The organism is Prevotella phocaeensis (genome assembly GCF_900065875.1).
GTDB classification, from domain to species: domain Bacteria; phylum Bacteroidota; class Bacteroidia; order Bacteroidales; family Bacteroidaceae; genus Prevotella; species Prevotella phocaeensis.
Map to the genome: position 1 here is coordinate 10,905 of NZ_LT160621.1, position 12,367 is coordinate 23,271.

Below are 12,367 nucleotides of genomic sequence, written 5' to 3' on the forward strand. Positions count from 1 at the left end.
TATCGATTTTTTCATTAATTAGTAAATACATGAATCAAACATTAGCAAGACTAAATTCTTTTAACTTAATTAACCATAAGAAAAACGCAGGTATTGTTTTACATCAATACTTGCGTTTTTATTTTAAAGAAACACATATTAAATAGATACATATCTTTTTAATTTTTAGAAACTTAAATTTATAATTACAGATGGTAATAAAAACATATATTCTTATTATTTCGTTCTTTTAGATCGAACTGGAATATTATCTGTAAAAACAATGATAAAAGTTCAAATAAAAAATACCCGATATCTGATGCAGATATCGGGCATTCTATTTCTTTAAAAATCTCTTTAGAAGAAAAGGTAACGATTATCAACTACCTTAGCGTTAATATATAATTCGTTCATGAAATTACTTGCATATTGCAATGCCTTTTGGCGAAGTTTCTGCTCCTCAGCCTTGTCATCGAACTTAGCCTTGCGGTCTGTCTTGTTAACTACTTGGAAAAGATAGACTCCTGCATTACCTTTCACGGGTTTTGCACTAAACTTACCCTTCGCTGTAGCTGCAACAGCACCACTTAATGCGGGCTCACTTGCTCCGGTAGCCAAAACGAATACCGGTGCAGAGAAAGTAACCTGATCTATAGGAGAAACCTTACCACCCTTGGCTTTGGCCAATGCTAAAGAATTTACACCATTCAATTTGTTCATAAGCTGCTCTGCTTTCTTATCTTTCAACACCTCTGTTTTTACTATCTCCTTTACCTGTGGATCATTCAAAGAACGATAGCCGGCCGGATGTATCTTATCGAGAACCATAATGAGCAAATGATTATTGTCTCCACATTCGAACATTTGAGACACATCATTTTCGTCTGCATCGAACACCCATTTCACAGCTTCACGCGTTCCACGAATACCGGCAATATAATGAACCGCCGTAGTCAAATCTTTTGCTTCCTGCACCTTGTAACCGTTTTTCTGCGCATTCTTCACAATATCATCAGCCGTCTGGTTGGTACTTGCAAAAGAACTGAATTTATTATAAGCAGCAGAATAGGTATCACGCGAAAACTCAATATTCTTCTTAATCACAGCCGCAGTATATTTAGGTATCATGCTCTTGCGGTCAACTACCTGAAGAATAATATTTCCCTGTACGACTGGAATATTCTCGATGGCATTCACTGCAGCCGTGTTCAACATGCTGATATAAGTCTTGGTATCTTTATCCATCGAAGGTGCATTCTGATACTGTGCCGTAGTTATCCATGTTTTTTCACCAGTCTGCCCATATCTTTTAGCAATAGCCTCGAAATCAGCCCCGCCTTTCAATGCAATATAAATGGAATCTGCTGTCTTATGAGCAGCATCAACGGTAGCACCACCAACTTGGATCATACGATATTGAATAGAATCCGGCAACTGTTGCTTAGCCACCAACTTTATTAAATTCAACGTATTATCTTGTTTATTTTCAACTGGCCCGTAAGTCTGTCCTACCGACATTGAGTCAAGATGTGCAGCAATATCTGCAGGAAAAGCCGTCTTAGCCACAGGAATACCAAGATAGTTGATTACCGACGTACTCTTTTTTACTACATCTGAAGGATCGGTAGCAACAGCAAGATCTTTCGCATAACCGGTAAAATCTTTTTGAAGAGCTGCACGATCTTGCGAAGAAGGCATAACCTCAATATCCACATACTTTATATCTCGGCTCTCCACATACTGCCTAAAACGAGCCTTCAGCTCATTGTACTTGGCCTTTAAGTCTGCATCTGTCACCTGCACCTTATCATCGGCTATACTCGAATACGGGAACGCAGCAAGTTCTATCCGGCTTTCTTCGTTTTCATCCTTAAATGCCATCTTGGCTTCTACAGGATTAGATAGCAAACAATGGGCAAACAAACTCTGATATTTCTGAGAAAGTATCTGCTGACGAAGCGTTTTCTCTACAAACGACCAATACTTATAAATCGTATGATATTGTTCTGCAAGTTGCGAATTGGTAGCCTGCTGACTTCTATAATCGGCAAGGAACTTTTTCAAGGCATTTGCATCAAAACGACCGGTCTGCTGGTTTACAAACGGTGTTTGGAGAAGCATGGGGTTCGTTCCTTGGTTTAATATATTCTGCAATTCTCCATCTGTTACGGTAAGACCAAGCTTTTCGGCCTCTTTCTCAATTATCTTAGTCTGAACATACGTATTCCAGACCATATCTTTTACTTGGTTCAATTGTTCATCATTCAGATTATTCTGTCCTTGTTGCATTTTGATAACCTCGGTATATTCGTCAACAAGCTTCTGAAATTCTTGAACATCAATGTTTTTGCCTAACACTTGACCAATCTGTTGACGTTGCTCGTTTTGTCTCGATTCGCAAGTGCGGACGCCTTCTTCTACAATAAATGCAAAAAGTGCAATACCCAATACAGTAATCAGGATCGTACCTTTTCCTCTGATTTTTCCTAATGCTGCCATTTTAAGTTATTATTTATTATTCTTTTTGTCATGCCATGAAGCACAAAAATATATACACTTATCAATCACTCCACATAAATTATTTTTGTGCTTTCCGCATTAAATGCGTACAAAAATACTAAAATATTATCAAACTACAGAACTTTTAATATAAAAATTGCCTTTAACTCCATTTATTACAACACATCAGTCTATCACAGTTAATTTCACAAGTTCTATTTTTGTCATAGTATTTTTTATTATCTTAAATTCAAACTTGTCTATCCTGATGATTTCGTTCAATTTCGGAAAACTTTGATATTCGTGCAAAATAAGACCGCCAACAGTCATATATTCATCACTCTCAGGCAAATCCAATCCAAACATTTCATTCACCTTATCAATTTCCAAACGTGCGGATAAAAGATAGTTACCATCATCGAGTTTTTTCGCCACATACTTCGTACTGTCGTGCTCATCTTCTATTTCTCCGAATATCTCTTCCACAATATCCTCAAGCGAAACGATACCGCTTGTTCCTCCAAACTCATCAATTACTACTCCGAGACTCTTTTTCTGCTGGAGCAATATCTTCATTAACTTTTGTGCTGCCATCGTTTCAGGCACGAAAGGCATCGTACACACATTTTCTTTCCAACGATCAGGATTACGAAACAGTTCCGAACTGTGTATATAACCTATAACGTGATCTATATCTTCATTATACACAATCAGTTTACTATTTCCGCTTTCTATAAACTTCTGCTTAAGTTCGTCTATAGTACATTCATTGATATCTACTGCATTGATTTCCGTTCGTGGTATCATACAGTCGCGCACCTTTGTATCAGGAAACTCCAATGCGTTCTGAAATATTTTCACTTCATCTTCTATCTCTTCATCACTTCGCGCATTATCAATGCTCGAATTTACAAGATAATCTAAATCTACTTTGGAGAAACCTTCATCATCGGTTTCCTTATCCATCTTTATACCACCCATCCGTAAAAGACATTTGGACAGGAAAGTCGACAAACGACTGATCGGCCACAAAATGATATAAAATAGATAAGCCGGTACTGAAAACAAACTAAGCAGACGGTTGGGATTACTCTTAAAAAGCGTTTTGGGCAAGAACTCTCCCGTAAAAAGTACGATAAACGTAGAAAGAATGGTATCGGCAGGCACGGTAAATGCAGCATCCATTCCACGGAATATCGTATTGTCAAACAAGCGAGCTATCAAGATGCCGTATATAACCAACACAATATTATTACCTACCAACATGGTACTTACAAAGCCATTAGGATGATGATAAAAGAGAGAGAGCAGTTTTTGAGAGAGTCCGTTCTTTTCTTTGTCCATCTCTGCAAGCATCCTATTACTCGAGACAAACGCAATTTCCATTCCGGAAAAGAAGCCCGACAAGACCATCATAACGATGATACTTATTATAAGAGGTATATCTATATCCAAACCGATAAATGTATTTTAAATGAATATATATAATTTAAGCTTAGTCTAATTTCCGATCTTACGCTGCGGAGGAGCTTGCAACCTTAATTTCGCTTTTGTCGTATCGGGAGCAGAGGTTAGCGTATCTCCCTCTCCACTAAAGTCGTTCTTTTCGAAAGATCCACGACTATTCGAGACAAAATACTTTGTCATTTTTTCATCACTTCTGAAGTAGCTCCCTTCCAACGTACGTTCAGGGGTAACGAGATGAGAATAGACATACGAATATAGTTCATGGTTTCGTTCATCCCAAAACAGTTGTTCACTGGTAAACCGAAGTCCATCTTTCGTCAAAATATGTACTCTACTACGTAATTCCCATAGACGTCTCTCATTGAAATAGTAAGCCGTGTCACATTGTATATACGACTGCACATGAAATTTCTCATCGAATTGTTCCAAAAAAAGCCCCTTATCGAATATCCATCGCTGCGGATGCAAGTTTTCGTTTACCTCCCATTTCTCGGTTACAATCCTATATTTTATCACGCCAGAGTCGGATATCAAGGTATTTACCCCATAACTTATCATCATAGCCACAGAGTCTCGCTCGCGTATCGCCGGTGCAATGTGTTCTTTCTGTTCCTCACAAGAAGCAAAAAGCAGAAAAAGAATCATAAATAAAAATACAGAATACCTCAAAGTCTCTACAATAGAATATTTCTTTTATTCCACTTTCCACTTCGCAAACCAACGCTCGTTGAAAGTAAGTCCGATATTGATTCTGAATGTATTTTCCTTGATCAATCCCGTTGCTTCTCTATTTACCCACTGCGCCGATATATTCAGAATGGAACGGTTGTTATAGCCATTTACGATAGGAATGCCGAAACCTGCACTTACACTCAGTTCTTTCGGCCCATCTTGCCCGTTTATTTTTAAATAAGGTGTAGCGTACGAAACTCCCGCACGATAACGTATACGTTTCAAGAAACTGCGACTATTCATATCTTGGCAATACTCTCCCCCAAAAGTCATCTTATGGCGATCCTTGAACAAGTCGGTCTGAAGAGCATATTGCGGTACATCATTTACCACATTATACATCGGATATTTCACCGATGACCACTTTTGAAAAGAGTAATCCAGTCCGATCTTCCATTTCGAATGATGATCCCACATGATGCCGGCAGAATAAGTAGAAGGCAATTCCAAGCCATTTTCTATCTTATATACGGCAGTATCGGCAACTCCGGTCTGCGTATTCCTTGAAATAACCCTACACTCCGGATCGGCATTAAGTTTGTGCCCTAAATCATAGGTGACTCCCAAAGTCACGGCATCTTTCTTCGATACCTGCGCAGTATACTGCATACCGAAGTTTACTTTATAACTTCTGGTAGAAGAATTATAGTATTTCGACAGCGTATTTACATTAGCATCGCTGTAGCTATTTATTACGGATCTGTTTATAGTCCCCCACAGATAAGAGGCATTCACACCGACAGAAAAGCCCTTAAAAGGTTCCCACCCTGCACCTAAATATACTTGATGAAGACCGCCATCTCCTGCATAAGTATTGGTATAGGTAGTAGACGAGGCTGCCGCACTGCCTCCTACATATTGCGTATTGGCATAGTTATAACCTACATTAGTAAAAGGAATGATACCAAAGCTAACACCTACATGACGTGCAGCACGAAATCCCGCAACTACATACTCGAAATCGGCATTATTGGCATTTACTTTTTTGCCATTTTCACTGAAGTTTGTCAACTGTAAAGACAAACCTGTATCGAAAATAAAACTCAGAGAATCGAGTGCAGAATACGAAGCCGGATTCAGATAATTTACCTGATTATGTTCACGAAAACCCAGTCCTAAACCATTCATTCCTCGATTGAAACCGCTCGACTGTTCAGTAAGTTCTCCCAAACCATACGCACTATAAGGCGAATTGGTACCACTCTGAGCAAGCGCTGTCGTAGATATTGCAGCCATGAAAGCAGCGCATATTATTTTTTTCATTTTCCTCTATAATTCTTATTTTTGGTTGCAAAAATATCGAAAAAATTCGAAATAAGGGCACGATAACTGCAAAATATAAGCTATTTTTGCATCGTGAAACGTTTTAATTATATTTTAAGGTACGCATGGAGTGTTATTTTTATGTTATTAACAACGGTCTATACGGATGCTCAAACCGACAATGCTTTGTTACAAAGCATGGACTCTGTAGAGATAGGACTGCTCACCTGCGGGCCCGGAGAGGAGGTTTATTCCCTTTATGGCCATACGGCAATAAGGTATCATGATAAAGGTAGAGACCAAGACTTGGCTATCAACTACGGCATTTTCTCATTTAAACAGAAATTCTTCATATTGCGCTTTGTCTTCGGACTCACCGACTACGAAATGGGCATCATACCTTTTAATGCCTTTGTCGACGAATATCAGGCGGCCGGACGATGGATCACAGAACAGAAACTGAACCTTACACGCGAAGAAAAGTGGGCCATTACACAAGCCATCGATGAGAACTATCGCCCCGAGAATAGGGTTTACAGATACAATTATTTCTACGATAACTGCACCACTCGCGCAAGAGATATGATTACGGATCATATTCAAGGCAGCGTAGTCTATGCTGTCGATACACAGACACCGGCAACCTATCGCAGCATGATCCGTCAATGGACTGCCTCGCACCCGTGGGCAAGTTTCGGAAACGATCTGCTTCTCGGCGTTAAGGCAGATGCTAAAACGAGCTACAACGCCCGACAATTTCTACCCGACAGCCTTATGCAAGACTTTGCCCATGCCATTGTGATCGACACACACGGGCATCGCAGGGCTTTGGTAGACTCCACATTCCACATCCTCAACGAACCTGATCCCGATGGAATTGTGCACTCTTCGTTACCCATGCCGAGAACATGCGCACTGATTTTCTTATTGATTGTATTGATAGTTTGCGCCATCGAACGAGGTACTAAGCGTATATGGTGGGGGTTCGATGCCTTGGTAATGACATTAGATGGCCTTGCAGGCCTAATACTTTTCCTAATGATCTTCTCCAAACATCCCACTGTGAACCTCAATTTCCAAATATTGGCACTCTGTCCGTTATCGTTATTTTTCGCATATCCTACGGTTAAAAGACTTAGAAATAAACAAATCCATACTTATTTGCCATTCTGGGGAGCATTACTTTTGCTTTTCTTTGTATTAGGTTATTGGCAGAGCTACGCAGAAGGTATGTTTATTGTGGCACTATCTTTGCTTATACGTATCACGTGGCTGTATTACAGCTGCAAAAAATTCTATAAAACAACGAAATGAATAAATATATATCGGCGCTTATCTTGGCAACATTGACGAGCACGGAAGCCTATGCACAATCGCTGCAAGTCGCTCCACGCCTCGTGGTCAACATCAGTATCGATCAACTGCGCACCGATTATATAGAACATTTCGCCACTTTATATTCGCCAAACGGCTTTAAAAAACTACTACAGCAAGGTACTGTGTACGAAGCAGCAAGCTATCCGTTCGCTCCGGTAGACCGTTCATCGGCCATAGCTGCCATTTCTACGGGTACCACTCCCTATTACAATAATATCATCGGTACGCAATGGCTCGACCGCAATACATTGCGACCACTGTTCTGCGTAGATGACAGCAAATACAAAACTTCTCCGCAAAACATGTCTACGTCGACAATTGCCGACGAACTCAAAATCTCTACCAACGGTGCAGCTATCGTATATGGAATTGCAGCCGACCGTGATGCTGCCGTATTGTCAGCAGGTCACGCAGCTGACGGGGCCTTTTGGATAGATGAAAAGAGCGGAGATTGGGTAACATCTCAATACTATTCGCAAAACGGACAGAAATGGTTGAACTCTTACCGTAGCGTTAATGTGAAACCATCTAAGGCAAAGACTCTTACTAACGATGCCGTTAGCGACATTGCCATCAGCTGTATTAATGGGAATGCCATGGGGCGCGACGAGAATACAGATTACATCTCCATCACACTCTCGGCCAAAGCAACTGACAATTCGGCACAATGGCGCATCGCTATGGAGAGTGTCTATCGTGGACTCGATCATACTCTATCCTCGCTACTCAGCCATATAGAACAGAGTGTTGGTGCACAACATGTGCTTTTTGTACTCACAAGTACGGGCTACACCGACGATCCGAAGGTAGACTTTGCCAAATATCGTATCCCCACGGGAACATTCTATATCAACCGCACGGCCAATCTGCTCAATATGTATTTGGGCGCTATCTACGGGCAGGGGCGCTATGTAGAGACCTGTTTCCACAACCAAATTTACTTGAACCGGAAACTTATCGAAGACAAGCGCATCTCGTTCTCCGACATTATTTCGCGTTCAAAAGAATTTCTTGTACAGGTCTCGGGCGTCAGAGCCGTACAAGAGAGTCCTTACAACCCATCTATCAGTGGCGATCTTATCATAGAAGTTTCGCCCGGATGGCAGCTTTTAAACGAAGACAACCACGAATCGTACACATCGCGTGCGGCATTTATCCCCTTTCCCATTATTTTTTACGGAAGCGGAATAAAGCCACAACGCATCAATACCCCTGTTACGGTAGACCGAATTGCGCCTACCATTGCCAAAGCCATACAAATACGGGCACCGAATGCCTGCAAAGCTGCACCGTTGCAATAACGGCATGCAGAAAGCAGATAGGTGGTTTATGTCGGATATATCCGTAGTATAAGTCCATCATACTATATATCTGACTGAAACAGATAGCACATCTGTCATTTCCACAACATACGCCTATCCCTGCTTCACCGCCGATGCGGCAGCAATCTGTCTCTGCAAAATCATCGGCAAATAATTATTCCATAAATGGCAAATTACCGATTATTATTCGTAAATTTGCACATTAATTATATATAGGAAAATAAAAACAATACGATAAAATGAATTTTAACAAGCTATTAAAGTCTCTTTTCGGAGACAAATCTGCACGCGATATGCGTCTCATTCAGCCGCTCGTCGAAAGTGTAAATGCCATCTATCCGGAGATAAAGGCACTTAGCAACGATGAATTGCGTGCAAAAACCAAAGAAATACAGAGATATGTGCAAGATGCAGCTAAGGAACAAAAGGAGCAGATTGCAAAACTGAAAGAGAATATCGAAGATACACCCATCGATGAACGCGAGAACATCTTCAATCAGATAGACAAACTCGAGAAAGAAGTGCTCGATATATACGAGAAAGCCCTTAATGATATTATGCCCGTGGCATTCAGTATCGTGAAAGATACAGCCCGCCGATTTGCCGAAAACGAAGAAACTGTTGTTACCGCAACCGATTTCGACCGCGAACTGGCTGCCGATCCGAAGAAAGATTTTATTACCATCGACGGTGATAAAGCCATCTATCATAACCATTGGACGGCCGGAGGAAACGACCTGAAATGGGAAATGATACACTACGATGTACAGCTCTTCGGCGGTATTGCCCTGCATCAAGGCAAGATAGCCGAAATGGCTACCGGTGAGGGAAAGACGCTCGTGGCCACTCTGCCGGTATTCCTGAACGCATTGACGGGCAATGGCGTGCACGTTGTAACCGTGAACGATTACCTTGCCAAGCGCGACTCGGAATGGATGGGGCCGCTTTATGAGTTCAACGGACTCTCGGTAGACTGTATCGACAAGCACCGCCCGAACTCGGCGGAGCGTCGCAATGCTTATCTTGCAGACATCACTTTCGGTACCAACAATGAGTTCGGATTCGACTATCTTCGCGACAATATGGCCATTTCTCCTGCCGATCTTGTGCAGCGTTCCCATAATTATGCCATCGTAGACGAGGTTGACTCGGTGCTCGTAGACGATGCCCGTACGCCGCTCATCATTGCCGGACCGGTGCCGAAAGGCGATGATCAGATGTTCGAAGAATATCAACCATTAGTAGAACGACTGGTAGATGTTCAGCGTAAACTGGCCACCCAATACCTTGCCGAAGCCAAACAAAAGATTACGGAAGGGCTGCAAAACAAGGATCAGAAACTGGCGGACGAGGGTTTTCTTGCACTTTATCGCTCTTATAAGTGCCTGCCTAAGAACAAACCGCTTATCAAATATCTCTCCGAAGAGGGCATCAAAGCAGGCATGCTCAAGACGGAAGAGTATTACATGCAGAACAATAACCGCGAGATGCCCAAGGCTGTAGAACCGTTATACTTTGTGGTCGACGAGAAATTAAACTCTGCCGATCTCACCGATAAAGGCACAGAATGGCTGGCAAATCAGGTAAACGACCGCAATTTGTTCGTACTTCCGGATATAGCATCCGAGCTTTCTAATCTCGAAACACAAACCAATATTAGCGATCAGGACCGCCTCGATAAGAAAGATGAGCTATTGGCTCACTATGGTGTACAGAGCGAACGTGTGCATACTTTGCAGCAACTGCTCAAGGCGTATACCATGTTTAACAAAGACGATGAGTATGTCGTGATAGACGGGGAGGTAAAGATTGTAGACGAACAGACGGGACGTATCATGGAAGGACGCCGCTGGAGCGATGGTTTGCACCAAGCTATCGAGGCGAAAGAGCATGTAAAAGTCGAAGCTGCCACACAGACCTTCGCCACCATTACCTTGCAGAATTACTTCCGAATGTACCATAAGCTCGCCGGTATGACGGGTACTGCAAGCACCGAGGCAGGCGAGTTTTGGGACATATACAAGCTGGATGTCGTAGAAATACCGACAAATCGCCCTGTTATACGTAAGGATATGGACGATCGAGTGTATAAAACAGCACGCGAGAAATACAATGCCGTAATCGAAGAAATTATGGATATGCGCTTTAACGGGCGTCCCTGTCTGGTCGGAACCACATCAGTAGAAATCTCGGAATTGCTGAGCAAGATGCTTCAAATGCGTAGAATACCGCATCAGGTGTTGAACGCAAAGCTCCATCAAAAGGAGGCAGATATCGTTGCAGAGGCCGGTCGGTCCAATAAGGGGCAGGCTTGGGTAAGTACAGACGGCAGAGGCTTCATCGACAAAGATACGGCAGCAGAGCATCAGGCAGAACTCCTTATTGAGGAAAAAAAGATAGACAAGCACGATATGGATAGAGCATTGAAACAGGCAGAACAACTTGTAAAACAAGAAGAACGCCTGCTCGGTGCCGTTACCATAGCCACTAATATGGCCGGTCGTGGTACGGATATCAAGCTTACATCCGAGGTGAAAGCCGCCGGAGGATTGGCTATCATCGGCACAGAGCGACATGAAAGCCGTCGTGTAGACCGCCAGCTGCGCGGTCGCGCCGGCCGTCAAGGCGATCCGGGAAGTTCTGTTTTCTATGTTTCTTTGGAAGACAAACTCATGCGTTTATTCGCTTCCGAGCGCATAGCCAGTGTTATGGACCGTCTCGGATTTAAGGACGGGGAGCGCATTGAGAGCCCTATGATTTCGAAAAGTATAGAACGTGCCCAGAAAAAAGTAGAGGAAAACAACTTCGGTATCCGTAAACATCTGCTCGAATACGATGATGTTATGAACAAACAACGTACTGTTATCTACGAGAAGCGTCGCCATGCACTCATGGGAGAACGTATAGGTATGGATATTACGAACGTAATTTGGGACCGTGTAGTGAATATCATCGAGACCAACGATTACGAGGGTATCAAGGAACAGTTCCTAAAAGTTCTTGCCATGGAGGTACCTTTTACCGAAGAAGATTTTGCCAATAACAAGAGAAACGACTTGGAAGAACGATCGTTCCAAGATGCTATGGCCGCATTCAAACGTAAGACAGACCGCATACAGAGCGTGGCATGGCCGATCATAAAGCAGGTAGAAGAAAATCAAGGACAGATGTATGAACGGATTATGGTGCCCATTACAGATGGCAAACGTGTATACAACATCCCTTGTAACCTGAAGCAAGCGTACGATTCTGAGGCTAAAGATGTGGTGAAACAGTTTGAGAAAGTCACTCTTCTTCATATCATCGACGACGATTGGAAAGAGCACCTACGCCAGCTTGATGAACTGCGTCACAGCGTGCAGAATGCCTCTTATGAACAGAAAGATCCGCTTTTGATCTTCAAACTCGAGAGTGCTAAGCTCTGGGATACTATGATCGATGATATGAACAACCGCACGGCAAGCATCTTAATGCGTGGACAAATTCCCGAAATGCAGCAAGACGAAGTGCGCGAGGCAGCCCCCGAAGAGCGAAGCCAACGCTATAATGAGATGAAACAAGAGCTGAATGATCCTCATCAAGCGGCCGCTGCGCATCAAGATACACGCGAAACAGCACGCCAACCGCAGGCTCCTATCATTAAAGAAAAGATGCCGCGTCCTAATGATCCGTGCCCTTGCGGTTCGGGAAAGAAGTTCAAGAACTGCCATGGCAGGAACATCAGATAA

General features: G+C 42.6%; 7 protein-coding genes. 3 read left to right on the plus strand and 4 right to left on the minus strand.

Annotated features, from left to right (window positions below):
• Positions 1–336: 336 nt before the first annotated feature.
• The 4 genes from BN3912_RS02455 to BN3912_RS02470 all read right to left on the minus strand — a co-directional run bounded on the left by BN3912_RS02455 (position 337) and on the right by BN3912_RS02470 (position 5,940).
• The gene (locus tag BN3912_RS02455) at positions 337–2,478 is read right to left on the minus strand and encodes a peptidylprolyl isomerase (RefSeq protein ID WP_023984554.1); all 2,142 of its coding nucleotides are present in this window, start codon (positions 2,476–2,478) and stop codon (positions 337–339) included.
• A gap of 186 nt (positions 2,479–2,664) precedes the next feature.
• Complete coding sequence (locus BN3912_RS02460) at positions 2,665–3,894, minus strand: hemolysin family protein (protein ID WP_023984553.1); 1,230 nt, start codon at positions 3,892–3,894, stop codon at positions 2,665–2,667.
• 84 nt (positions 3,895–3,978) lie between these two features.
• Positions 3,979–4,590 carry an LptA/OstA family protein gene (locus BN3912_RS02465; protein WP_023984552.1) on the minus strand — a complete coding sequence of 204 codons (612 nt, stop codon included), beginning with the start codon at positions 4,588–4,590 and terminating at the stop codon, positions 3,979–3,981.
• A gap of 48 nt (positions 4,591–4,638) precedes the next feature.
• Positions 4,639–5,940, minus strand: coding sequence for a BamG family beta-barrel-assembly machinery protein (locus tag BN3912_RS02470; RefSeq protein ID WP_036859698.1), 1,302 nt, complete (start codon positions 5,938–5,940; stop codon positions 4,639–4,641).
• Between the two features lie 141 nt (positions 5,941–6,081).
• Here BN3912_RS02470 and BN3912_RS02475 point away from each other — a divergent pair, with 141 nt between their 5' ends.
• The 3 genes from BN3912_RS02475 to BN3912_RS02485 all read left to right on the plus strand — a co-directional run bounded on the left by BN3912_RS02475 (position 6,082) and on the right by BN3912_RS02485 (position 12,367).
• Positions 6,082–7,254: an Lnb N-terminal periplasmic domain-containing protein gene (locus BN3912_RS02475; protein WP_081710376.1), complete on the plus strand. Its 1,173-nt coding sequence runs from the start codon at positions 6,082–6,084 to the stop codon at positions 7,252–7,254.
• Positions 7,251–8,618: an alkaline phosphatase family protein gene (locus tag BN3912_RS02480; protein WP_023984549.1), complete on the plus strand. Its 1,368-nt coding sequence runs from the start codon at positions 7,251–7,253 to the stop codon at positions 8,616–8,618. The genes BN3912_RS02475 and BN3912_RS02480 overlap by 4 nt, the downstream gene beginning before the upstream one ends.
• A gap of 260 nt (positions 8,619–8,878) precedes the next feature.
• Positions 8,879–12,367 carry a preprotein translocase subunit SecA gene (locus BN3912_RS02485; protein ID WP_023984548.1) on the plus strand — a complete coding sequence of 1,163 codons (3,489 nt, stop codon included), beginning with the start codon at positions 8,879–8,881 and terminating at the stop codon, positions 12,365–12,367.